This window comes from Chitinilyticum litopenaei DSM 21440 (assembly GCF_000428145.1).
Lineage (GTDB): Bacteria > Pseudomonadota > Gammaproteobacteria > Burkholderiales > Chitinibacteraceae > Chitinilyticum > Chitinilyticum litopenaei.
Genome location: NZ_ATZJ01000023.1, coordinates 1 through 24142, shown reverse-complemented (window position 1 = coordinate 24142; position 24142 = coordinate 1). Strand labels below are relative to the sequence as shown.

The following is a 24142-nucleotide window of genomic DNA, read 5'->3' as shown; positions in this document are numbered from 1 at the left end:
GCCCTCATGTCCGCCGGCGTTCCCGATTTTGACTGGCTCTACCAGATCGGTACCGCCTCGTTCACGATTTCCGGCTACCTGATCGGCGCGAAGAAGCGTTTCGACCTGCTGGGGGTGTGCATCCTGGCGCTGCTGACCGCGATTGGCGGCGGCATGATTCGCGATGTGCTGGTCAACAGCGTGCCGCGCATCTTCCTTGATGCCTCACCGCTCTACACGATTTTCGGCACGCTGGCGCTGGCCTGGATACTGCGCCTGCAGAAGCTGGAAAGCCGCTGGCTGCAGCGTGTCTTCATCGTGGCCGATTCCATCGGCCTCGTGGCCTTCAGCCTGGCCGGTGCGCAATTCGGTCTCGCGCTGGGGCTCAATGCCTTTGGTGTGGCCTTTCTGGGGTTTGTCACCGCAGTGGGCGGCGGGCTGGTGCGTGACATGCTCTGCAACGACGTGCCCTTCATCCTGCATGAGGATTTCTACGGCACGGTGGCGATTCTGGTCGCGGTGCTGCTGTATCTGTGCTGGCAGGCCGGCCTGGCCGGCGACAGCATGAGCTGGCTGCTGTTCGCGGGCGGCCTGATGCTCAGGCTCTGGGCCCACAAGAGCGAGCTGCGGCTGCCAAAGATCGAATCCTGAAGGGGTATTGCCTCGCAGCCTTTTCTGGTGTTTGGTCTGCCGGATATACGTGGTTGTGCATGTGGCGATGGCTTCGCGGCTGCTGGGGCTGCCGATCCGCGCTGCCTCATGCCGGCTCTGGCCGGCACAAGGTAGCGGTTTTGCCTTACAGCAGCTCGCCCAGCTGCACGTCAACCATCAGGTCGTCGGACAACTGTTCCAGATCGGCCTTGAGCGCACGCGTATCGAGCGCGGCGCCGGCTTCCAGCGCGATGTCGGCGTGGAACATCAGCTCTGAGGACATCGGTGCGCTGTCGGTGTGCGTCGTGAGGCTGACCACATTCACCGCGTGGCGGGCCAGAACCTGACTCACTTCCTTCACGATGCCGATGCGGTCGTGCCCGACCAGGCTCAGTGACAGCGCGCGAGTGTATTGCACCGCGCTGCTGCCGGCGATTTCGCAGACGATGTGCAGATTGCTCAGCGCCAGCAGCGCGGCCTGCAGGCCGGCGGCCTTGGGATCAGCAACATCGACACGGACGATGCCGGCGAACTTGCCGGCCAGTTGTGAGAACGACGATTCCAGCCAGTTGCCATCATGCGCGGCAATGACAGATGCGAGTTCGCCGACCAGACCAGGGCGGTCGTCGCCCAGAACGGTAAGAACCAGAGTTTGGCTCATTGGTTTTCCTTTTTGTCTCTACAGGAAGCTAGAGCGCAGAACATGACTGCGTAGCTGCCTTGTTGATCACTGCCTCGATGCGATAGCCATCCGGATCAATCAGAAATGCGGCGTAATAATGCTCGCCATAATGTGGACGCAAGCCCGGGGCACCATTGCATTGACCGCCGATATCCAGCGCACAGCGGTGAAACAAATCCACTGCCGTTCTGGATGGGGCGGCAAATGCCAGATGAAACCCGTCTCCTGCCGGGGTGCTATTGGCACGCAGCTTCAGGCAAAAAAGATCTTTACCTGCTTCAAGCCCATAACCAATAGCGGTTTCATCGGCATACACCCGCTGAAACCCCAGTGCTCCCAAGGCCGCATCGTAAAACCGGCCTGATTCGTGGAGGTCTGTAACCCCGAAAGAGATGTGGTGCAACATTCCTGATCAATCCATTTTCAACTGTGGCTTGTCACATCAGGCCTGATAGTCGTCCATCGGTACGCAGGCGCAGAACAGGTTGCGATCGCCGTACACATCGTCGATGCGGTTCACGCTCGGCCAGTACTTGGCGGCAGCCACCCAGGCCAGCGGGAACACCGCCGTTTCGCGGCTGTACGGGCGATCCCACTCGCCAATCACGTCGGCCTGCGTGTGCGGGGCGTTTTTCAGCGGGTTGTTGTCCGCCGGCAGTGCGCCGCTTTCCACCTGGGCGATTTCGCCACGAATGGCGATCAGCGCGTCGATCAGGCGATCCAGTTCGGCCTTCGATTCCGATTCAGTCGGCTCGATCATGATGGTGCCGGCCACCGGGAAGCTCATGGTCGGCGCGTGGAAACCGTAGTCCATCAGGCGCTTGGCGATGTCGACTTCCGTGATGCCGCAGGCCGCCTTGATCGGGCGAATGTCGATGATGCACTCGTGCGCCACGCGGCCCTGGCTGCCGGTATACAGTACCGGGTAATGCCCTGAGAGCCTTGTGGCCACATAATTGGCGTTCAATAGGGCGACTTCGGTTGCAGCGGTGAGGCCTGTGCCGCCCATCATGGCGATGTACATCCACGAGATCGGCAGGATCGACGCCGAGCCGTACGGCGCGGCCGAGACGGCGCTCTGGCCGATGTTCGGGCCGGAAACGACGTTGACGGCGTGGTTCGGTGCGAACGGCGCCAGATGCGCGGCCAGGCCGATCGGGCCCATGCCGGGACCGCCGCCGCCGTGCGGAATGCAGAAGGTCTTGTGCAGGTTCATGTGGCTGACATCGGCACCGATGGTCGCCGGGCTGGTCAGGCCAACCTGTGCATTGAGGTTCGCGCCATCCATGTACACCTGGCCGCCAGCGGCGTGCACCAGCGCGCAGATGTCCTTGATCGCTTCCTCGAACACGCCGTGGGTGGACGGGTAGGTGATCATCAGGCAGCTGAGATTTGCGGCGTGCTGCGCAATCTTGGCCTTCAGATCCTCGACATCGACGTTGCCGTTGTCGTCGCAGTTCACCACGATCACCGACAGGCCCAGCATCTGCGCAGTGGCCGGGTTGGTGCCGTGCGCGGATTTCGGAATCAGGCAAACCTTGCGATGCGCGTCACCACGGCTGGCGTGATAGCGCTGAATCGCCACCAGACCGGCGTATTCGCCCTGCGCGCCGGAGTTCGGCTGCATGCAGATCGCGGCAAAGCCGGTCACCGCTTTCAGCATCTCGGTCAGCTCGTTCAGCAGCAGCTCGTAGCCACGGGTTTGATCCGCCGGGGCGAACGGGTGGATGTTGCCGAATTCCGGCCAGGTCACCGGAATCATTTCGCTGGTCGCGTTGAGCTTCATGGTGCAGCTGCCCAGCGGAATCATCGAGTGCGTCAGCGCCAGATCCTTGTTTTCCAGGCGCTTGAGATATCTGAGCATCTCATGTTCGGTGTGATAGCGGTTGAACACCGGGTGGGTGAGGATGACGGTATGGCGCTCGGGGCCGAATTCGCTGCCGTCGGCGACGACCGAATCGGTGGCCTCGACATCAAGCTTCCCGCCCGGAACGAAGGCGGCGAACAGCGTCACCAGATCGGCGCGCGTCGTCGTTTCGTCGAACGACACGCTGATGGCCTCGCCGGCCTGGCGCACATTGAAGCCGGCGTCCAGCGCGCGCGCGGCAATAGCCGCCGCATCACTGCTGACAATGGTTAGCGTGTCGAAGAAGGCCGTGTTGCGTACCGAAATGCCGCGTTGCGTCAGCGCGGCCTTGAAAATCTGTGCGCTGCGGTGCACGCGGCTGGCGATGCGCTTGAGGCCTTCGGGGCCGTGATAGGTGGCGTAGAAGCCGGCGATATTGGCCAGCAGCACCTGCGAGGTACAGATGTTGGAGTTGGCCTTTTCGCGGCGGATGTGCTGCTCGCGGGTTTGCAGTGCCATTCTCAAGGCAGTTTTGCCGCGCGCGTCGACCGACACGCCGATGATGCGGCCGGGCACCGAGCGCTTGTGCTCGTCGCGGGTCGCGAAAAACGCCGCGTGCGGGCCACCGAAGCCCATTGGCACGCCGAAACGCTGGGCCGAACCAAAGGCAATGTCCGCGCCCATTTCGCCCGGCGCCTTGGCCAGCACCAGCGCCAGCAGGTCGCAGGCGACGGCAGTGATCACGCCCTTGGCCTTCAGCTCGCCGATCAGCGCGGTGAAGTCGGTCAGTTCGCCGCTGGCATTCGGCGTCTGGAACAGTGCGCCGAACACGTCGTGTTTGGCGGCATCCATTGCGGGGCCGGTGATCAGCGTGAAGCCGAAGCCTTCCGCGCGGGTTTTCAGTACATCCAGCGTCTGCGGGAATACGCCTTCGTCAACGTAGAAGGCATTGCTGGCGGCTTTCGAAATGCGGCGCGCCATCGCCATCGCCTCGGCGGCGGCGGTGGCTTCATCCAGCAGCGACGCGTTGGCGAGCTCCAGACCGGTCAGGTCGATGATCATCTGCTGGTAGTTCAGCAGCGCTTCCAGCCGGCCTTGCGCGATTTCAGCCTGGTAGGGCGTGTAGGCGGTGTACCAGCCCGGGTTTTCCAGCACATTGCGCAGGATGACGGTAGGCAGGTGCGTGCCGTAATAGCCCAGGCCGATCAGGGATTTCTTGACGACGTTCTGGCTGGCGTAGCCGCGGATTTTGGCCAGCGCGTCTTCTTCGCGCATCGGTGCGCCAATCGCCAGCGGGGCGGCCAGACGAATCTGCGCGGGGACGGTTTGGGCGACCAGCTCGGCGCGGCTGGCGACCTTCAGCGTCGCGCACATCGCGGCTTCTTCCGCGGCGGAGACGCCAAGGTGGCGATGAATGAAGGCGTCGTGGCCTTCCAGTTGGGTAAGCGTGCTCATGCGTGTATCTCGGTATTTTTAAAACCTTCAACGCAGAGACGCAGAGGCGCAGAGAAAATCCTGTTCTATGGGTATAGGTCTGTAGCCTTTTAAGGTAAATGGCTGCAAGCGCATACCCGTTTGGTTTTCTCTGCGCCTCTGCGTCTCTGCGTTGGGTTTTGATTTTCTGTTTGCTGCAGGATGGGTTGAGCGTAGCGATACCCATCAATGACGGCTTATCCGTCGCTGATGATGGGTATCGGCCTGCGGCCTCATCCCATCCTGCAGGCGGCAATCAGGCGCCGATCTGGCCGAGGTAGTCGTCGGCGCTCATCAGGCCGTCGAGCACCGAGGCATCGGCCGGCTTGATGCGGAAGAACCAGGCCGCGCCATACGGATCGGCATTGACGGTTTCCGGGGCGCCGACCAGTTCGTCGTTGATCGCCACGACTTCACCGGCGATCGGTGCATACACGTCGCTGGCGGCCTTGACCGACTCGACCACGCCGGCCTGTGCATCCTTGGCCAGTACGCTGCCCACTGCCGGCAGCTCGACGTAAACGACATCACCCAGCAGCTCCTGTGCGTGGTCGGTAATGCCGATGGTCACGGAGCCGTCGGCTTCCAGACGCAGCCATTCGTGCGTTTCAACGTATTTCAGTTCAGCGGGTGCCTTGCTCATGATGATTTTCCTTGGATTGATTTGAAAACAAGATCGAACCACAGAGACACAGAGGGGCACAGAGAAAAAGCACAACAGAAGGGGGCTCCCGGTTTGCTCTGTGCTCTCTGTGCCTCTGTGGTGAAAACGGTTTGGAATTAAGCGAAAACGGTCTTGCCGTTGCGCACGAAGGGCATCTTGACGATACGCGCCGGCTCCAGCTTGCCGCGCACATCGACCGACACCTGGCCGCTGCTGCCTGCCGGAATGCGGGCAATGGCGATGGATTGTTTGAGCGTCGGCGCGAAGGTGCCACTGGTGATCACGCCGTCGCCGTTCTCAGTCACGACGCGCATGCCTTCGCGCAGCACGCCCTTGCCCTCGAACACGAGGCCGACCTGAACCTGCGCCACGCCGGCGGCCTTTTGCGCTTCCAGCGCCTTGCGGCCGATGAAGTCGCGCTCCACCGGTTCCCATGCGATGGTCCAGCCCATGCCAGCCGACAGCGGCGAAATGCTTTCGTCCATGTCGTGGCCGTACAGGTTCATGCCGGCTTCCAGGCGCAGGGTGTCGCGCGCGGCGAGGCCAATCGGGGCGATGCCGGCGTGGGCCAGCGCCTTCCAGAACAGTGGCGCTTCGTTGCCCGGCAGCATGATTTCCAGGCCGTCTTCGCCCGTGTAACCGGTGCGGGCAATGAACCAGCCGCCCGCGAGCGCCAGGCCCTGGAATACCTTCAGTGCCTTGACCGCACTTTCCCATTCTTCGTGGATGACCTTGCAGGCCTTGGCGATGGCATTCGGGCCCTGCACGGCGATCATGGCGAGTTCCGCGCGCTCCTGCAGTTCGACCTTGAAGCTGCCGGCGACCTGCTGCATCCATGCCAGGTCTTTGTCGCGGGTGGCCGCATTGACCACCAAGCGGTAGCCCCAGGCGTCGACGCGATACACGATCAGATCATCAATCACGCCGCCAGACTCGTTGAGCATGCCGGAATAGAGCGCCTTGCCGTCAAAGCCCAGGCGCGCCACGTCGTTGGCGATCAGTTTTTGCAGGTAGGCCGTGGCGTCTTCGCCGGCCACGTCGATCACGGTCATGTGCGACACGTCGAACATGCCGGCATCCGCGCGGACGGTTTCGTGTTCTTTCAGCTGTGAGCCGTAATGGATCGGCATGTCCCAGCCGGCGAAATCGACCATCTTGGCGCCGGATTCGCGGTGGGTGGCGTTGAGCGGAGTAGTTTGAGTGCTCATGAATCATCCAGGGGTGGTTGTGCATTGCATGGACTTGTCGCGTCCATGTCCTCACCCCCCTGTCTCACGGCCTGAGATTTTCCGGCATGGCTGCCGTTAGCCCCTTCGGCGGACGCCGCAGTGTGCGTCTCTCTCCAGAGTGTTTGTGCCGGATACAGTCCGTTTACCTGAGCGATTCCGGGTGACGTTGCGCCTTCGGTGGTGCTGCTGCCAGCACGCTCTCCTGCATCCAGCGCGGATTATCGTGAAGGGCGCGGCGGCAGGCAAGCGCGATCTCGCCGCTGCCCGCCCTGCGGTGCCCGCGACTCAATCGCACCGCCTGATCCGGCGAGCCGCTTGCCCGGCGTGCGGCTGGCAAGCGATTCGGGCTAGACTGCCTGTCTCACCCCTTGAATTTGTGGAGAGGCCAGCGATGCAGGCCGCACAAGCAAGCAACCCCGCCGAGCTGGAAAAGCACTTGCGCCACGCGCTGGCGCATGGACCGCGCAGCGTGCGCGGCGACTGGCAGCAGCGCGATGCCCGCCGCGCCGCCGCCGTACTGGTCGGCATCGTCCCGCGCGACCAGCCCATGCTGCTGTTGACCGAGCGCGCCGCCCACCTGCCCGAGCATCCGGGCCAGATCGCCTTTCCCGGTGGTGCGGTCGACGCCGGCGACGCCGACCTCGTTGCCACCGCATTGCGCGAGGCCGAGGAAGAGATCGCGCTATTGCCGGAGCAGGTCACCCCGCTGGGCCTGCTGCCCGCCTACATCACCATCACGCAATACCATGTCACGCCGGTGCTGGCGCTGCTCGATCCGGACTACCGCGCGACGGCCTGCCCCGACGAAGTCGCCGAGGTCTTCGAGCTGCCGCTGTTCGAGTTGATCGACACCGCGCGCTACGAATGGCGGCGCGTCGAGCGCAAGGGCCAGTCCGGGATGAGTCTCTTCATCGAATGCGGCGGTCGCACCGTGTGGGGTGCGACGGCGGGCATGCTGCTGCAGCTGGCGGTATTGTTGGGGCGGGATGATGTGCAGGGGCCGGCAGTCGTTTGAATGAGCAATTCCCAATAAATTGAGTGGCTTAGCGTTGCCGGTTGTCGGTCGGCCGGTGGGCGCCGATACGCATTGTCACGGCAAGGCCATCAACGCGTGGTAGAATCCCGCGCTTATTTGAATCACCTTTCGAGATCCCATGTCACGCGCACTCCGCAACATTGCCATCATTGCCCACGTTGACCACGGCAAAACCACGCTGGTTGACCAGCTTCTGCGCCAATCCGGCACCTTCCGCGACAACCAGCAGGTTGACGAGCGCGTGATGGACAGCAACGATCTCGAAAAAGAGCGCGGCATTACCATTCTGGCCAAGAACACCGCCATCGATTTCGAAGGCACCCACATCAACATCGTCGACACTCCGGGGCACGCGGACTTCGGCGGCGAGGTCGAGCGCGTGCTCGGCATGGTCGATGGCGTGCTGCTGCTGGTCGACGCCGTGGAAGGCCCGATGCCGCAAACCCGCTTCGTGACCAAGAAGGCGCTGGCGCTGGGCCTGAAGCCCATCGTGGTGATCAACAAGGTTGACCGTCCGGGCGCGCGTCCGGACTGGGTCGTTGACCAGACCTTCGACCTCTTTGACAAGCTGGGCGCAACCGACGAGCAGCTCGACTTCCCGATCATCTACGCCTCCGGCCTGAACGGCTTTGCCAAGCTCGATCTGGCAGCCGAATCCGACAATATGCGCCCGCTGTTCGAGACCGTGCTCGCGCACGTTCCGACCCCGCCGGGCTCGGCCGATGCGCCGCTGCAGCTGCAGATCGCCGCGCTGGATTACTCCACCTACACCGGCCGCCTTGGCGTTGGTCGCGTGCTGAACGGCCGCATCAAGCCGGGTCAGCAGGTGGTCGTGATGAACCATGAGGATCAGGTCGCCACCGGTCGCATCAACCAGGTGCTGGGCTTCCAGGGTCTGGATCGCGTCGAAGTGGCTGAAGCCGAAGCGGGCGACATCATCATCATTTCCGGCATCGAAGACATCGGTATCGGCGTGACCATCTGCGACAAGGAACAGCCGGTCGGTCTGCCGATGCTGACCGTCGACGAGCCGACGCTGACCATGGACTTCATGGTGAACTCCTCGCCGCTGGCCGGTACCGAAGGCAAGTTCGTCACCAGCCGCCAGATTCGCGACCGCCTGACCAAGGAGCTGCTGACCAATGTGGCGCTGCGCGTGGAAGACACCGAAGACACCGACGTGTTCCGCGTGTCCGGCCGTGGCGAACTGCACCTGACCATCCTGCTGGAAAACATGCGTCGTGAAGGCTTCGAGCTGGCCGTGGCCAAGCCGCGCGTCGTTTACAAGGAAATCGACGGCCAGAAGTGCGAGCCGTACGAAAACCTGACCATCGATCTGGAAGACAGCCACCAGGGCGCGGTGATGGAAGAAATCGGCCGCCGTCGTGGCGAGCTGACCAATATGGAATCGGACGGCCAGGGCCGCACCCGTCTGGAATACCACATTCCGGCGCGTGGCCTGATCGGCTTCCAGAGCGATTTCATGACCATGACCCGCGGCACCGGCCTGATGAGCCACGTGTTCGACGACTATGCGCCGGTGAAGCCGGACATGCCGGGCCGTCACAACGGCGTGCTGATCTCGCAGGAAAACGGCGAAGCCGTTGCCTACGCGCTGTGGAACCTGGAAGATCGCGGCCGCATGTTCGTGCACCCGGGCGACAAGCTGTACGAAGGCATGATCATCGGCATCCACAGCCGCGACAACGATCTGGTCGTGAATCCGATCAAGGGCAAGAAGCTGACCAACGTGCGCGCGTCCGGTACCGACGAAGCGGTGCGCCTGACCACGCCGATCAAGCTGACGCTGGAATCCGCCGTCGAATTCATCGACGACGACGAGCTGGTGGAAATCACGCCGAAGACCATCCGCATCCGCAAGCGTCACCTGCAGGAGCACGAGCGTCGCCGTGCCGCCAAGGCAGAAAGCTGAGCCAGCGGCTGGGCGAGTGAAGAAAGGGACAGCCATGCTGTCCCTTTTTTTGATGGGTATATGAGTGGAGCCCAAGCAGGGAAATGTACTCGGGCTGATAGGGGGTGTGGTATGAATGCCGGTCAGGACAAGGTGCGCATCGACAAATGGCTGTGGGCGGCACGCTTTTTCAAGACGCGCTCGCTGGCGACCGACGCTGTGGATGGCGGTCGCGTGCACCTGAATGGTGAGCGCGTCAAACCCGCGCGCACCCTGAAGGTGGGTGACGTGGTGCGCGTGCAGGCCGAGCATGGCGAATTTACCGTGACCGTGCTGGCGCTGGCCGAGCGGCGCGGCTCGGCGGAGGTCGCGCGCACGCTGTATGAGGAAAGTGCGGAGAGCATCCGCAAGCGCGAGGCGCTGGACTTCGAGCGCAGCCTGGCGCCGCAGCTCGACCCCTCGCAGGTCAAGGGGCGCCCCACCAAGAAGTTCCGTCGCCAGATCGAGCGTTTCAACTCCGGCGGATAAGCGCCAAGCTGCTATGCTGACGCAGCCTACCCGGGAAATGATTGCCTGCATGAATACCTTCGCCAATACGCCCCCCTTGCTGTTCGGAACGGCCCAGCGTGCCGCAATGGAAGTCCTGCAGGCCCAGCTGGCCAGTTATGGCATTCCCAACCAGGTATTCACCCGCAAGAGTGCGCTGCTGGCCGCCCTGCACGAGCAAAAGGCGGCGGCTGTCGTGCTGGACGAGGCTGGGCTGGAAGATGCCGGCATGGACGAGGTGCTGCCGCTCTTGACGCGTCTTTTCAAGGGTACGGTGCTGTGCGTGGCGCAGGATTTGCCCGTGGTGCGCCAGATTGCCCTGCTGCGGCTGGGTGTGAGCGGTTTTCTGTCCTGGCCGATCGACACGCAGCGGCTGATCGACCGGCTGGACCAGCTGGAAGAAGCAGGCAAGAGCAATCCTTACCGTGTGCTGGTCGTCGACGATTCGGACGTGATCACCCGCTGGGTCAGCAGCATCCTGCAGGATGCCGGCATGGTGGTGAAGGTCATCCACAATCCGCTGGAGATCTTCCTCGCGCTGGAGCGTTTCCGGCCCGAAATCATCCTGATGGATGTCTACATGCCCGAGTGCGGTGGCGATGAGGCCGCACGCCTGATCCGTCAGCATCCGCAGTTTGACAGCATTCCCATCGTGTTTCTCTCGACCGAAACCAGCCGTGGCCGCCAATGGCAGGCGCGCAGCATGGGGGGCGACGACTTCCTGATCAAGAACCAGGAAAGCGAGGAGCTGCTGGCCTCGGTCAGCATCACCGCCGAACGCTATCGCCGCTTGCGCCACTGGATGACGCGCGACAGCCTGACCGGGCTGTTGAACCACACCAACCTGATCCAGCAGCTGGAGCTGCAAATCGCGGCGGCGCGGCTCAACAGCCTGCCGCTGTGTTTCGCGATGCTGGATATCGATCACTTCAAGCAGGTCAATGATGTGCATGGCCATGCTATCGGCGATCGCGTCATCAAGAGCCTGGCGCGGCTGCTGCGGCAGGCCACCCCCTCGACCGAGCTGATCGGCCGCTATGGTGGCGAGGAGTTCGCCTGGGTCCTGCCGGGGCTCTCGCAGATTCGCGCGGCGCAGCGCGTCGACGAATTGCGGGTGGCTTTTTCGCAGCTGCGGCATTTCAGTGGCAGCAGCACCCTGCAGGCCACCTTCAGCGCCGGTGTGGCGGTGCTGCGCGATGGCATGACCGCGGCCCAGCTGGTCGAGCAGGCCGATCTGGCGCTGTATCAGGCCAAGCATGCCGGGCGCAACCAGGTTGGCATGGCTCCGCCGCGCTGATGTCGGGCCGGGTGGATGTCCACCATCCGGTGCTGGAGGCGGCTTCTCACTGCGGGTAGAGTAATGCCATGGCCGGCGCCGCATTGGCGCCGCTGCATTTGCCAAGGCTGATCATGATCGAATACCGCATATCCCCGCTGCGCCCCCATGCGCACCTGTTTGAAATTACGCTCACCATCCCGCAGCCCGCAGCGGCGGGGCAGATTCTGGCCCTGCCGGTCTGGATTCCCGGCAGCTATCTGGTGCGCGAGTTTGCCCGGAACATCGTGCGCATCGCCGCATCCAGCGCAGGGGCGAGTGTTGCTCTCACCAAGCTCGACAAGCAGCGCTGGCAGGCAGAGCCACTGCCGGAAGGGCAGGGGTTGACGGTGGTATATGAGGTTTACGCTTATGATCTCTCGGTTCGCGGCGCATACCTGGATCAGTATCGTGGCTTCTTCAACGGCACCAGTGTTTTTCTCGCCGTAGCCGGGCAAGAGGATCGGCCGTGCCGCATGCGCATCGATCTGCCGGCCGAGCTGGCGCACTGGCGCGTGGCCGGCGGCCTGCCCGCCGCGGATGCCGCCTGGCAGGCGGACAACTACGATGTGCTGATCGATCATCCCTTTGAGCTGGGTGAATTTCGCGAGTTCTGGTTTGAGGCCGGCAATCGTGCGCACCGCTTCGTGATTGCCGGCCGCCACCAGCTTGACGAAGCGCGCCTGCGCAGCGACGTGCAGCGCATCTGCGATTGCCAGATCGGCTTTTGGGGTGATGCGCCGTTCGCCGATTACCATTTCCTCACCTTTGCCGTCGGTGACGGCTACGGCGGTCTCGAACATCGCAACTCCACCGCCTTGCTGTGCAGCCGCAATGACCTGCCGCTGCCGCATGAAACCAGCCGCAAGCAGGCTTACCGGCAGTTCCTCGGCCTGGTGAGCCACGAGTATTTCCACACCTGGCTGGTCAAGCGCATCAAGCCCGCCGAATTCGTCCCCTACCGCCTGGATGGCGAGAACTACACGCGCCAGCTGTGGCTGTTCGAGGGCGTCACTTCGTACTACGACGACCTTTTGCTGCTGCGGTGCGGCCTGATCAGCGTCGCTGAATACCTCGAAGTACTGTCGCAGACGATTACCGGCGTGCAGCGCAATCCGGGCAGTGCCGTGCAGAACCTGGAAGAGGCGAGCCTGGATGCCTGGGTCAAGTATTACCGGCAGGACGAGAACAGCCCGAATGCGCTGGTCAGCTATTACACCAAGGGCGCGCTGGTAGCGCTGTGCACCGACCTGTTGATCCGCAGGCACAGTGGCGGTGTGTACTCGCTGGATGATGTCATGCGTGAACTGTGGCAGCGCTTTGGCAAGACGGGAGTTGGCGTGCCTGTGGGCGAATTCGAGGCCATCGCCACCCGCCTGGCCGGTGTGGCGCTGGACGATTTTTTTGCCCGGGCCTTGCGTGGCACGCAGCCCTTGCCGCTGCGTGAGCTGCTGGAGGAGCAGGGGCTGCAATGGCAGCAGCGCGCTGCAGTATCGGCCAGGGACAAGGGGGGCTGGCTGGATTCTCCGCCGCCGTCCCGGCTGGAACTGGGCTGCCGCTGGCAGCCGGTGGCCGAGGGGCTGAAGCTGACCCACGTGCTCAGTGATTCGCCGGCGGAGCGGGCGGGGCTGGCAGCCGGGGACGTCATTGTGGCCATCAACGGCTTGCGTGCAAGCGCGGAATTGCTCGAGGGGCTGTTGCTGGCGGATGTGGCTGCGGCGTGCCTGGCGCTGCATCTTTTCCGGCGTGACGAACTGTTGTGCCTGAGTGCGCATCCTGGCGCCACGGTCGCCGATACCATCGGCTTGCGCCTGCCAGGGGACGATGTGCCCGCGATATTCAGGCCGGTATGAGGCAGGGTTGTGTTGACCTAGGCTGATTCAGGCGTCCACTACCTGAATGCAAAACAGCCAGCCCCGGAGGGCTGGCTGTTTTGACAATCGGGCTTGCGGACTGCTTCTGGACTTAGAAGTCGTGACGCACGCCGATGGTGATCAGTTGCTGATCCTGACCGGCGGAGACGCTGGCGCTCGGAGCTTCGGTCTTGAAGGCGGCGGCCTTGTCGTTCTTCAGCAGGGCGTAAGTCAGGTTCACGCTGGTTGCCTTGGAGAGGCTGTAGCGTGCGCCGAGCGAGAACTGGTCTGCGCCGGTATCCTTCAGGCCATCGACATCGCCAGCCCAGGCATAAGCGCCGTGGAAGGTGAACTTGCCGGTCTTGTAGGTAGCGCCAAGGCCGAAGGTGTCCTGGTCACGGCTTTCATTGCCCTTGTCCCAGTCGATGTTTTCGTACACGGCGCTGAGCGTGAAGGCGTCGATGAACACGCTGCCGCCAACCTGGTAGCCGCGGATGGTCGTGCCTGCCACAGCCTTGGCCGGATCGGTGGCCAGATCAACCTTACCATAGGAGACCTTGCGGTCGTTGGCCTGGCTGAAGGTGGCGCCCAGAGCAAATACCTTGGAGGTGTAGGTCAGGGCCGCGTCGAAGGTGTCGGTATTTACATGGTCACCGTATTCACCCAGTTCATAGGAGGTACGGAACTGCATGTCGGCGAATTTCGGGCTTTCATAATGAATCTGGTTGCCGCTGCGGCCACCCATGCGGCGCAGCAGTTGCGAGCCGCCATAGTAGCTGGAGTCGTCGTTGAAGGCGCCATCCAGTGCCTGCAGGAAGGAGCCGGAGGCCTTCTTGTAGGCGTTGTCGGTCAGGCCGACGCGCAGGGTGCCGAATTCGTCGAATTGCAGGCCAACCCAGGCTTCACGGCCACCCCAGACGCCAGCGGTCGAACCGGCTGCCGTGCCCATCTTGACGCCGCTTTCCACGCGCCAGATCAGTTTGCCGCCGGTATCGAGCTTGTCGCTGCCGGTAAAGGCAATGCGAGTGCCCTGATCGGCAACACGGGTCTGGTTGGTGTCGGCCACGGCCGGATTGGTCGCGCCATCAAGGCTCATGAAATCGATCGATTGGCGGATGGAGCCGGTGATCGCAACTTCCGCGAAGGCCGCGGGAGTCAGAAAGGCGGCCGCGACTGCAGCGGCGATGATTTTTTGCATGGAACTCTCCGGTTTTTGATGTAAGGCTAAGCAATTGGGTGCCGCCTGAGGCCAGAACGTTGCTCTGGTAGCGGCGCAAGTCTAGGCTGGCTACGTTAAAGCTCTATGACAACTCGCAACAATTGGCCGGATTGTCTAATCCTTGCGGCCAGTTTTGTGCATTTTGTCGCTTGGGTTCAGCTTGACGAGATTGTAGGCGTGAGTAGGGTGTTCAATAAAGAGAATGCTTATCCTTATTGATTTTTCCGCGCAGGCCTGATCGGGAGGGAAGGGGCGGTTCATCCTGCCCCGGCGGCGCAAGCCAGTAAGGCCGCGCCGTGCAGTGTTCAGCGGATATTCTTGCTCTCGCTACGTGCCAGGCGGGCTTTTTCGCGCTGCCATTCGCGGTCTTTCTCGCTTTCGCGCTTGTCATGCTGCTTCTTGCCCTTGGCCAAGCCGATTTCCAGCTTGATGAAGCCGCGCGTGAAGTGCATGTTCAGCGCGGCCACTGTGTAACCGGCCCGGTCAACCTTGCCGCCCCAACGCTCGATTTCACGCTGCTTGAGCAGTAGCTTGCGAGTGCGGGTCGGGTCCGGCTTGACATGGGTCGACGCAGTGGGCAAGGGCGAGATGTGGGCGCCAAACAGCCAAAAATCGCCATTCTTGTAAATGACGTAGGATTCCTTGAGCTGGACGCGGCCTGCACGAATGGCCTTGACTTCCCAGCCTTCCAGAACGAGCCCGGCTTCGTAGCGCTCTTCGATGAAATACTCGTGAAACGCTTTGCGATTGTCTGTAATGACCATGGTGATGTGCAGTGCTGTCTTTGGCAAAAGAACGATTCTAGGGGAAAGCCGCCCTGCTTGGCTATGTGCGAAGGCTTGGCGCACATGGGGCTTTCCACTACAATCCTCCGCCTGCCCAAGGCAATCCACCTTCGGGCGTACGGGCCTCTAGCTCATGCTTGGTTAGAGCAGCGGACTCATAATCCGTTGGTGCCGGGTTCGACTCCCGGGGGGCCCACCAGAATTTAACCGGGAAGTGCACACAAACCCTCGTCGCTTGCGACGGGGGTTTGTCATTTCTGGACTGCCGGCCAGGCTGGTCTTGAACCAATTTGCGGCATGAAACTCAGACTGCCTTGCGCGCCGGTCATGCCAATGTGGATTTTGCCGGGCGCTGCGGCTATTATGGGCCGTTTTGTCAGTTTTCAACTTACAGGGTTTATTCATGCTGATCCCATCCGCGTATGCGAATGCCGGTGCCGCTTCTCCCGAAGCCGGCTTCATGTCCTTCTTGCCGATGATCGTGATCTTTGTGCTGTTCTGGCTGCTGATGATCCGTCCGCAGCAGAAGAAGGCCAAGGAGCACCAGAAAATGCTCGAAGAATTGCAAAAGGGCGACGAAGTGGTGGTTGGCGGCACGGTAGCCAAGATCGTCAAGCTCAACGACAAGTTCGTGACCGTTGAAGTTGCCGACGGCGTGGAAATGCTGGTTCAGCGCGGCGCCATCGGCCAGAAGCTGGAAAAGGGCACGCTGAAAAGCAACAAGTAAGACCATAAGAACAATGCGGCCGGCGTGACCGGCCGCTGCCTTGTGCCTTCCGGCACACGCTCAGGGGAAGTCCCATGAATCGTTATCCTTGGTGGAAATACACCATCATGGCTGTGGCCCTGGTGGTCAGCCTGATCTATACCATTCCGAATTTTTACGGTGAAAGCCCCGCCGTGCAGATCTCGGTTGCCCGCTCTTCGGCCAAGCTCGATGAAGCCGTGCGCAGCCATGTTGTTGCCGAGCTTGGCAAGGCTGGCATCGTGCCCGCTGCCGTGCTGCCCGGTGCCGATACGCTGAAGTTCCGCTTCAAGGATGTCGAGCAGCAGATTCGCGCCAAGGATGTCATCCAGCATGCACTGGGCGAAGATTACATCGTGGCGCTCAACCTGCTGTCCAATACGCCGGACTGGCTGGAGAAGCTGGGCGCCAAGCCGATGTTTCTCGGCCTGGACCTGCGCGGCGGCGTGCACTTCCTGCTCGAGGTCGACATGAAGGCCGCAGTGGACAAGCAGCTGCAGAAAATCGGCAGCAGCATCCGCCGTGAACTCAAGGACAAGAAAATCCGTTATGGCCGTGTCGTGGTTGACCGCGACAGTGTTTCGGTGCAGCTGCGCGATGCCGAAACCGTCGATGCCGCGCTGGCCGTGCTGAAAAAGGCCATGCCTGATCTGCAGCTGACCCCGGTCAAGGCCGATGGCGTTTTCCGCATTACTGCCGCATACAGCCAGCAGGCATTGAGCCAGCTGAAAAATGATGCCGTGGCGCAGAACATCACGACGCTGCACAACCGGGTAAACGAACTGGGGGTGGCCGAACCCATCATCCAGCAGCAGGGTGAAGGCCGCATCGTGGTGCAGTTGCCAGGCGTGCAGGATACCGCTAAGGCCAAGGATATTCTCGGTCGCACGGCTTCGCTGGAAGTGCGCATGGCCGACATGGATCCGGGGCGCATCATGGGCGCCCAGAATGGCGAGGTCCCGGCCGGCTACGAGCTGCTGCCGATGGCTGGCGTGCGCCAGGGACAGGTGGAATCCATCCTGATCAAGAAGGAAGTCGAGCTGACCGGCGACAATATCGTCAAGGCCGAGCCGCGTTTTGACCAGAACAACAATCCGGTGATCGGCATCGAGCTTGATTCGCTGGGGGCCAGTATCTTCCGCGACCTGACCCGCGAGAATCTGGGCAAGTACATGGCGATCGTCCTGGTCGAAAAGGGCAAGGGTGAAGTCATCACTTCGCCGCGCATCAATAGCGAGCTCGGTGGCAGCTTCGTGATCGAAGGCGGCGGCATGACGGTCAAGGAGGCCAGCGACATTTCACTGCTGGTGCGCGCAGGCTCGCTTGCCGCGCCGATGAACATCGTCGAGGAGCGCACCATTGGCCCGAGCCTTGGCAAGGAAAACATCCAGAAGGGCTTCAACTCGACGCTGTACGGTTTCCTGGCCATCGCCATCTTCATGATGATCTACTACCGCGTGTTTGGTGTCGTGTCGGCGATCGCGCTGGGTGTGAATGTGCTTTTCCTGCTGGCGCTGCTGTCGATGCTGCAGGCCACGCTGACCTTGCCCGGCATTGCGGCCATCGCGCTGGCGCTGGGCATGGCAATCGACTCCAACGTGCTGATCAACGAGCGCGTGCGTGAAGAGGTGCGCAATGGCATGAGCCCGCAGATGGCCATTTCCGAAGGCTATCGCCATGCCTTTGCCACGATTCTCGACTCCAACGTGACCACGCTGATTGCCGGCATCGCACTCCTGATGTTTGGCTCAGGCGCGGTGCGCGGCTTTGCCGTGGTTCACTGTCTTGGCATTCTCACCTCCATGTTCAGCGCGGTGTTCTTCTCGCGCGGCCTCATCAATCTGGTCTACGGCTACCGTCGCCGTGTGACCTCGCTCGCGGTTTAAGGGAGTTGCCGACATGATCGAGTTTTTCCATATCAAGCGCGACATTCCCTTCATGAGCTACGGCAAGCTCACGACGGCGATTTCGCTGATCACCTTTGTACTGGCCGTCTTTTTCCTGGTCTTCAAGGGGCTGAATTTTGGCGTGGAATTCACCGGCGGGACCGTGATCGAACTGCGCTACGAGCAGCCGGCTGACCTGCAGAAGATCCGCGTGCAGGTGGACACGCTGAAGTACGGCGAATCGCAGGTGCAGGCCATGGGCACGACCCGCGATGTCATGGTGCGCTTGCCCAATATCAAGGGCAAAACCAGCGCGCAGCTGTCCGATCAGGTACTGCAGGTGCTCAAGCAGTCGCGTCCGGACGTCAAGGTGATGAAGGTCGAGTTCATCGGGCCTTCCGTCGGTGAGGAGCTGGTCAGTCATGGCCTCACCGCGCTGACGCTGGTATGTCTGGGCATCATCATTTATCTGGCGATCCGCTTTGAATGGCGCTTTGCCGTTTCGGCGGTGATCGCCAACATGCATGATGTGGTGATCATTCTTGGCTGTTTTGCCTTTTTCCAGTGGGAGTTCTCGCTGGCGGTGCTGGCCGGCGTGCTGGCGGTGCTCGGTTATTCGGTGAACGAGTCGGTGGTGGTGTTTGACCGGATTCGCGAAAACTTCCACAAGCCAAACATGCGTGGCAAGAGCGTGCCGGAAATCATCGACAACGCCATTACGGCAACTATGAGCCGTACCATCATCACGCACGCCTCGACCGAGGCCATGGTGCTGTCGATGCTGATCTTCGGTGGCGCCGCGCTGCACGGCTTCTCGATGGCGCTGACCATCGGCATCGTGTTCGGCATTTACTCCTCGGTGCTGGTGGCGTCCCCCCTGCTGCTGATGCTGGGGGTGAGTCGCGATAACATGGTCAAGCCCGAGGTGATCAAGGAAGAAGCGGTCGTTTAGTCGTTTCGCCAGCATTGCCTTTGCGCCGACGGTTCATTCGTCGGCGTTTTCGTCTGAACAAGGATGCCCCATGGACTTCAATGTCATTGATCTGTTTCTCCATCTCGACACGCATCTGCGTGATCTGGTTACCGCATTCGGACCATGGAGCTACCTCATCCTCTTTCTGGTGATCTTTTGCGAAACCGGTCTGGTGGTGACGCCGTTCCTGCCGGGTGATTCGCTGCTGTTTGTTGCCGGCATGCTGTGCGGTGGCGGGCTGCTGGATGTCTGGCTGCTGGGCATCCTGCTGTTCATCGCTGCCGTGCTGGGCGATGCGGTCAACTACACCATCGGGCGCTATTTTGGCCACAAGCTGTTTGCCCGGCCCGATTCGAAAATTTTCCGCCGCGAATACCTGGACAAGACCCACGCCTTTTTCGAGAAATACGGCGGCAAGACCATCATCATCGCGCGCTTCGTGCCCATCGTGCGTACCTTTGCCCCCTTTGTGGCCGGCATGGCCGAGATGACCTACCGCAAATTCCTGATCTACAACGTGAGCGGTGCTGCCATCTGGGTGGGCTCGCTGCTGGCTGCCGGCTATCTGCTGGGCAGCATCCCCTTTATCCAGAAAAACCTGACCGCCATCATCATCGGCATCATCTTTGTGTCCATCCTGCCGGCGCTGATTGAGGTCGCCAAGGCTCGCCTGAGCAAGAGCGCGGCATGAGCGAGGCGTTCTTCACCGACAAGGCGGCGGTGCGCCAGGCCTTTGACCGGGCCGCGCCAGCCTATGACGCCGCTGCCGTGCTGCAGCGCGAGGTGGTCGCGCGCATGCTGGAGCGCCTGCAGCTGATCAAGGTGTCGCCGCTGCGCGTGCTGGATGCCGGTTGCGGCACGGGGCAAGCCCTGGCTGGCTTGCGGCAGCGCTATCCGGATGCGCAGATGCTGGCGCTGGATCTGGCGCCGGCCATGTTGCGCGAGTTGCACAAAAAGCAGCCGACCAGCATCAAGAGTCTGTTCGGCCTGCGTGATCGCCAGCGCCCGCTGCTGCTGGCCGGCGATATCGAGGCGTTGCCGCTGGCCGATGACTCGGTCGACGTCATCTGGTCCAGTCTGACACTGCAGTGGTGTAATACACCCGACCTGGCCTTCGGTGAGTTTCTCCGCGTCCTGAAGCCGGGGGGGCTGCTGATGTTTGCCACGCTCGGCCCGGATACGCTGCAGGAATTGCGCGCCGCCTTTGCCGGTATTGACGGCTACAGCCACGTCAACCGTTTCATCGACATGCATGATCTCGGCGATGCGCTGGGGCAGCAGGGCTTTGCCGCTCCGGTGATGGAGATGGAGCACCTGACGCTGACCTATCCGGATGCGCGCGCGGTCATGCGCGACCTGAAAGAGATCGGCGCGGCTAACCACACGCTCGGCCGTCGTCATGGCCTGTTCGGCAAGGCCGCCTGGCAACGGGTGCAGCAGCAGTACGAGCCTTTCCGGCGCGAGGGTGTCTTGCCCTGCACCTATGAAGTGATCTACGGTCATGCCTGGAAGCCGGAGCGCAGCGCGGCGAAGCGCCTGCCGGATGGTGCGCAGATTATCGAGTTTCGTCCGCGCTTGGGTGGGGTATGAGGCGCTAGCCAATCAGGCTATTTGCTTGTAGGTGTGTAGGTCTATGGGTATTGCTTATTTCATTACGGGCACCGATACCGATGTCGGTAAAACGGTGGTGACTGCGCAATTGCTGCGCGGCCTGGTCAGCCAGGGCTATCGCAGTGTCGGCATGAAGCCGGTCGCTTCGGGTTGCGAATGGCGTGCCGGGGAGTTGTGGAACCGCGATGTCGCGCTGCATGCCGCCGCCAGCAATGTGGCGGCGCCGCTGGCCCTGGTCAATCCCTATCGTTTTGAGCCACCGATCTCGCCGCATCTGGCTGCGGCGGAAGCCGGGGTTGCCATCGATCTGGATCTGATTGCCCGTTGCGCAGAAGAATTGCGGCAGAGCGCCGATATTGTGCTTGTAGAAGGGGCAGGCGGCTGGCTCGCGCCGCTGGACGAGGCGCACAGCATGGCCGATCTGGCCATCAGACTGGACTTGCCGGTCATTCTGGTGGTGGGCATGCGGCTGGGCTGCATCAATCACGCACGGCTGACCGAGCAGGCCATCCGCCTTGCCGGTTGTCGCCTGGCGGGCTGGATTGCCAATGCGCTTGATCCGGACATGGCGCGCTACGCGGAAAACCTGGCTTATCTGCAAGCGGTGTTGCCGGCGCCGCTGCTGGGTGAGGTTGCGTATGCGCGCGATGCCGATGCCGGCGTCCTGCTGTGTGCATCCGGCTTGCTGCTTGCCGATGCCCGAGTGGAGAGCGGCTTGCCGCTGAATGCCTGATGGGAGCAATGACGATGCGTTTCTGGACTCTCGCGCTGCGGCCCGTGCTGCTGGCCTTGGGCTTGCTGCTGGCGGCGTGCGCGCCGGCGCCGGTATTTCAGGGGGTGGACATCACCGGGCAGGGAATCGGGGGGGATTTCCGCCTGCAGGATGCCGATGGCCGCCCCCGCACGCTGGCTGATTATCGCGGCAAGGTGGTTGCGCTGTTTTTTGGCTACACGCACTGTCCGGATGTGTGCCCAACGACGCTGGCGGAAATGCGTGCGGCCTTTGCCGAACTGGGCCCGGCTGCGCAAGACGTGCAGGTGCTGTTTGTTTCGGTCGATCCCGCGCGCGACAAGCCCGAACTGCTGAAGCACTATGTGCCGGCTTTTCACCCGTCTTTTGTCGGACTGACCGGCAGCGAGGCGCAGATCGCCGCAGTGGCCAAGACCTTCCAGGTCATTTATCAGAAGCAGGGCAGCGGGGAGAGTTATACCGTCGATCATACCGCTGCCACCTACCTGCTGGATCGCAGCGGCAAGACCCGCGTGCTGGTCAACTATGGTAGTGACCCGGGGGTATTGCTGCATGACCTTCGCTTGCTGTTGCAGGAAGATCAATAGGGAGATGGGTATGGTGCGCGCAGCGTGCACACTCATCTTGGCTTACCGTATCTGGAGTTTCAAAGCTGTCCATGGCCAATCAAGTAGAGTCTATCCAGCAGCAGCCGCTGGGCAATGAACTGGATCTTGCGCCGTATGTCCTCACGGCGCCCATGGCCATCGGCTATGAGTTGCGGCAGCTCGCCAGCAACGCCACAGCGCTCGCTGCCTACTTCAATCAGGGGCATGACATGCTGCTGACCAGGGTACTGGCCGTGGACGTCAAGGCCAAAACCTTTGTGTTCGATGTTGGCGGCCATGCTCCCAGCAACGACGCCTTGCGGCGCGCCGACAAGATCTTGCTGGTCGCGGCGCCCGATGGCGTCAAGGTGCAGTTTTCGATTGCCGGTGCGCAGTTGTGCCAATTTGAGGGAAAACCGGCATTCACCGCCGCATTTCCGCCTGATCTGATCAAGCTGCAGCGCCGCGAATATTTCCGCCTGACCACACCCGTCGCCAAGCCCTATTTCTGCCGTGCCCGACTCGCCGATGGGGCGGAGCTGCGCATGGACCTGCACGACATTTCGCTGGGCGGTTTCGGCGCCTGGCTGCCGGCCGGTCTGGCGGGGCGGGTCGAGGCTGGCCAGCAATATGAGGAGGCGTGGCTGGAATTGGGAGCGCAAGGCGTGCTGAAGCTGGGCTTTGAAGTACGCAGCGTGCGCGAGGCCCGTCTGAACAGTGGGACACGCTGGTTTGTCGGTTGCCAATACCTCAAGTTCACGCACGCGGTTGAAGCCAATCTGCAGCGTGTGCTGGTGCAGCTGGAGCGCGAGCGCCGGGCATTGGTGGATTGAGCCGCCTGCGCGTCCCGGGCATGCTTTGGGCTGTTGTTGCATCGGCCCAACACATTGCCGGAGAGCCGAATCCGGATTTGCTTCTCGTCTTTCCGCCCTAGTATGCTTCGGTCTGTAGGCACCAAACATTCAGGTGTGTGGTGTTAATACAGGTGGTTTATAAAAACCTCTCGTGTCTAGGAGAAAACTAAATGTTCAAGCGTGTTCTGATCGCTGCTGCTATCGCTGGTGCCTTCGCTGCTCCGGCCATGGCCGAAGTATCCATCACCGGTTCCATGGAAATGAACTTCGTGGTTTATGACTGGGATAAGGGTGACACCCAGCAAGGCTTGGATCGTGGCCTGCAAATCGATTTCAACGGTTCCGACAAGCTCGATATGGGCGGCAAGCTGATCTGGAAAGTTTCCCAGAAGCTGAATACTGGTGATCCGTCCGGCCGTAACAACATCGAAAACGATTACTCCGAACTGGTTAACCAAAATACCTGGGGCGGTCGTGAAGCTTGGGTTGGTTTCGCTGGTGACTGGGGTTCCCTGAAGGTTGGTCGTCAGTTCTTCAACAGCTACCTGGTTCTGGACTGGCCGTACGGTCAGGGCGGCAACTGGCAGCTGGTTGAGCGTAACTGGGGTCCGGCTGGCCACGAAGGCAAGCTGACTTCCCTGATCTTCGCTCCGTCCTCCGTTAACTACCAATCCCCGAACTTCGGTGGCTTCAGCTTCGGTATCCAGCACAGCTGGGATAACTGGGCGACTACCGGTGTAGGCAAGATCGGTGACTCCAACGTGACCGACCTGAGCGTTGCTTTCGGTGCTGGCAGCTTCAACCTGAACGCTGGCTACCTGTTCGGCAACGACATCTGGGCCGCTGGCAGCGAAGCTGAGCAATGGTACATCGGCGCTACTTACGGTTTCGACTTCGGTCTGAACGTACGTGGCCTGTACAACTACCAAGCCATCGAGTATCCGGGTTCCTCCAAGGTTGATTCCTACGACTGGATCATCGGCGCCACCTACGGCTGGGGCAAGAACTACGTCAAGGGTAGCTGGCACCAGTTCGACGGTGACAACTTCGGCAAGGCTGGCGACATCATCTCCGCTGAGTATGGTTACAGCCTGTCCAAGAACACCGTTGCTTATGGTCGTATCCAGAACCGCAACGAAAAAGCTGGCGACCTGACCTACTACATGGTTGGCGTTTGGACCGGTTTCTAATCGTCTGACTGTTTACAGTTGACTGATTAGCGAAAGGGGAAAGCAACTGCTTTCCCCTTTTTCATTTTGCTTCCTGATTAGCAAGACTCCTCAGCTTACAGATTTTTGCTGAACTATGCTGAAAGCAGAACCCAAGCAGGAGAGCAATCATGTCCATGAATCTCGTGCAATTTCAGCGCGGCCTCTCGCTACCGGAATTCCAGCGGCGCTTTGGCACCGAGCCGCAATGCCAGGCCGCACTGGAAAAAGCCCGCTGGCCACAGGGTTTCCGTTGTCCGCATTGCCAGCACACCGCCTGTTACCGCATCGGGAACCGCACGCATCCCCTCTTTCAGTGCACGCAGTGCCGGAAACA

The 24142-nt window shown here is 61.5% G+C and carries 23 protein-coding genes, 1 tRNA gene and 1 riboswitch; of the genes, 17 read left to right on the top strand and 7 right to left on the bottom strand.

All coding sequences use genetic code 11. From position 1 onward, the window contains the following. Nucleotides 1-6 precede the first annotated feature (6 nt). On the top strand, nucleotides 7-630 hold the full coding sequence (locus C515_RS0110375) for a trimeric intracellular cation channel family protein (RefSeq protein WP_028455478.1): 624 nt from the start codon (nucleotides 7-9) through the stop codon (nucleotides 628-630). Between the two features lie 145 nt (nucleotides 631-775). Here the strand turns inward: C515_RS0110375 and C515_RS0110370 are convergent, their stop codons facing one another. From C515_RS0110370 to gcvT, 5 genes are all read right to left on the bottom strand, one after another. Next, nucleotides 776-1291 (bottom strand): glycine cleavage system transcriptional repressor, encoded by a 516-nt coding sequence (locus tag C515_RS0110370; protein ID WP_028455477.1) that lies wholly within the window; start codon nucleotides 1289-1291, stop codon nucleotides 776-778. A 28-nt stretch (nucleotides 1292-1319) separates the two neighbouring features. Further along, the gene (locus C515_RS20590) at nucleotides 1320-1718 is read right to left on the bottom strand and encodes a VOC family protein (protein WP_043649094.1); all 399 of its coding nucleotides are present in this window, start codon (nucleotides 1716-1718) and stop codon (nucleotides 1320-1322) included. 36 nt (nucleotides 1719-1754) lie between these two features. After that, on the bottom strand, nucleotides 1755-4613 hold the full coding sequence (gene gcvP / locus C515_RS0110360; RefSeq protein WP_028455475.1) for an aminomethyl-transferring glycine dehydrogenase: 2859 nt from the start codon (nucleotides 4611-4613) through the stop codon (nucleotides 1755-1757). Nucleotides 4614-4887: 274 nt separating this feature from the next. Next, nucleotides 4888-5274 carry a glycine cleavage system protein GcvH gene (gene gcvH, locus C515_RS0110355; RefSeq protein WP_028453203.1) on the bottom strand — a complete coding sequence of 129 codons (387 nt, stop codon included), beginning with the start codon at nucleotides 5272-5274 and terminating at the stop codon, nucleotides 4888-4890. A 137-nt stretch (nucleotides 5275-5411) separates the two neighbouring features. Then, entirely contained in the window at nucleotides 5412-6503 is a 1092-nt protein-coding gene (gene gcvT / locus C515_RS0110350; protein WP_028455474.1) for a glycine cleavage system aminomethyltransferase GcvT, read from the bottom strand. A gap of 145 nt (nucleotides 6504-6648) precedes the next feature. Further along, a riboswitch (glycine riboswitch) is annotated at nucleotides 6649-6739 on the bottom strand. Nucleotides 6740-6915: 176 nt separating this feature from the next. Here gcvT and C515_RS20585 point away from each other — a divergent pair. The 5 genes from C515_RS20585 (at nucleotide 6916) to C515_RS0110325 (ending at nucleotide 13186) form a co-directional block, all read left to right on the top strand. Then, nucleotides 6916-7539: a CoA pyrophosphatase gene (locus C515_RS20585; protein ID WP_051304841.1), complete on the top strand. Its 624-nt coding sequence runs from the start codon at nucleotides 6916-6918 to the stop codon at nucleotides 7537-7539. Between the two features lie 139 nt (nucleotides 7540-7678). Continuing rightward, nucleotides 7679-9493: a translational GTPase TypA gene (gene typA, locus C515_RS0110340; protein ID WP_028455473.1), complete on the top strand. Its 1815-nt coding sequence runs from the start codon at nucleotides 7679-7681 to the stop codon at nucleotides 9491-9493. A gap of 111 nt (nucleotides 9494-9604) precedes the next feature. Then, nucleotides 9605-10000, top strand: a complete 396-nt coding sequence (locus C515_RS0110335) for an RNA-binding S4 domain-containing protein (protein ID WP_028455472.1) — start codon at nucleotides 9605-9607, stop codon at nucleotides 9998-10000. 49 nt (nucleotides 10001-10049) lie between these two features. Then, entirely contained in the window at nucleotides 10050-11315 is a 1266-nt protein-coding gene (locus C515_RS20580) for a GGDEF domain-containing protein (RefSeq protein WP_158380808.1), read from the top strand. 68 nt (nucleotides 11316-11383) lie between these two features. Next, the gene (locus C515_RS0110325) at nucleotides 11384-13186 is read left to right on the top strand and encodes a M61 family metallopeptidase (protein ID WP_211234037.1); all 1803 of its coding nucleotides are present in this window, start codon (nucleotides 11384-11386) and stop codon (nucleotides 13184-13186) included. Between the two features lie 112 nt (nucleotides 13187-13298). On the opposite strand, the gene C515_RS0110320 is transcribed toward C515_RS0110325, so the two are convergent. Further along, nucleotides 13299-14384: a porin gene (locus C515_RS0110320; protein WP_028455470.1), complete on the bottom strand. Its 1086-nt coding sequence runs from the start codon at nucleotides 14382-14384 to the stop codon at nucleotides 13299-13301. 326 nt (nucleotides 14385-14710) lie between these two features. Beyond that, entirely contained in the window at nucleotides 14711-15169 is a 459-nt protein-coding gene (smpB, locus tag C515_RS0110315; RefSeq protein ID WP_028455469.1) for an SsrA-binding protein SmpB, read from the bottom strand. Between the two features lie 141 nt (nucleotides 15170-15310). Between smpB and C515_RS0110310 the strand changes: the two genes are divergently transcribed. The 11 genes from C515_RS0110310 to C515_RS20570 all read left to right on the top strand — a co-directional run. Next, a tRNA-Ile gene (locus C515_RS0110310) sits at nucleotides 15311-15389 on the top strand. A gap of 204 nt (nucleotides 15390-15593) precedes the next feature. Continuing rightward, on the top strand, nucleotides 15594-15917 hold the full coding sequence (yajC, locus tag C515_RS0110305) for a preprotein translocase subunit YajC (protein ID WP_028455468.1): 324 nt from the start codon (nucleotides 15594-15596) through the stop codon (nucleotides 15915-15917). Between the two features lie 74 nt (nucleotides 15918-15991). Continuing rightward, nucleotides 15992-17821, top strand: a complete 1830-nt coding sequence (gene secD, locus C515_RS0110300; RefSeq protein WP_028455467.1) for a protein translocase subunit SecD — start codon at nucleotides 15992-15994, stop codon at nucleotides 17819-17821. A 16-nt stretch (nucleotides 17822-17837) separates the two neighbouring features. Further along, nucleotides 17838-18773: a protein translocase subunit SecF gene (gene secF / locus C515_RS0110295; protein ID WP_028455466.1), complete on the top strand. Its 936-nt coding sequence runs from the start codon at nucleotides 17838-17840 to the stop codon at nucleotides 18771-18773. 70 nt (nucleotides 18774-18843) lie between these two features. Continuing rightward, a complete protein-coding gene (locus tag C515_RS0110290; protein WP_028455465.1) occupies nucleotides 18844-19485 on the top strand; it encodes a DedA family protein in 642 nt (213 codons plus the stop codon). Further along, nucleotides 19482-20384, top strand: coding sequence for a malonyl-ACP O-methyltransferase BioC (gene bioC / locus C515_RS0110285; RefSeq protein WP_028455464.1), 903 nt, complete (start codon nucleotides 19482-19484; stop codon nucleotides 20382-20384). Before C515_RS0110290 ends, bioC begins: the two co-directional genes overlap by 4 nt. A 43-nt stretch (nucleotides 20385-20427) precedes the next feature. Then, nucleotides 20428-21138 carry a dethiobiotin synthase gene (gene bioD, locus C515_RS20575; protein WP_081686889.1) on the top strand — a complete coding sequence of 237 codons (711 nt, stop codon included), beginning with the start codon at nucleotides 20428-20430 and terminating at the stop codon, nucleotides 21136-21138. A gap of 14 nt (nucleotides 21139-21152) precedes the next feature. Continuing rightward, entirely contained in the window at nucleotides 21153-21743 is a 591-nt protein-coding gene (locus tag C515_RS0110275) for an SCO family protein (protein WP_043649100.1), read from the top strand. A gap of 71 nt (nucleotides 21744-21814) precedes the next feature. After that, entirely contained in the window at nucleotides 21815-22576 is a 762-nt protein-coding gene (locus tag C515_RS0110270; protein ID WP_028455462.1) for a flagellar brake protein, read from the top strand. A gap of 191 nt (nucleotides 22577-22767) precedes the next feature. Further along, nucleotides 22768-23787, top strand: a complete 1020-nt coding sequence (locus C515_RS0110265; RefSeq protein ID WP_028455461.1) for a porin — start codon at nucleotides 22768-22770, stop codon at nucleotides 23785-23787. 149 nt (nucleotides 23788-23936) lie between these two features. Continuing rightward, nucleotides 23937-24142 (top strand): transposase (locus C515_RS20570; protein WP_144290425.1); only part of this gene is annotated, 206 nt, incomplete at its 3' end.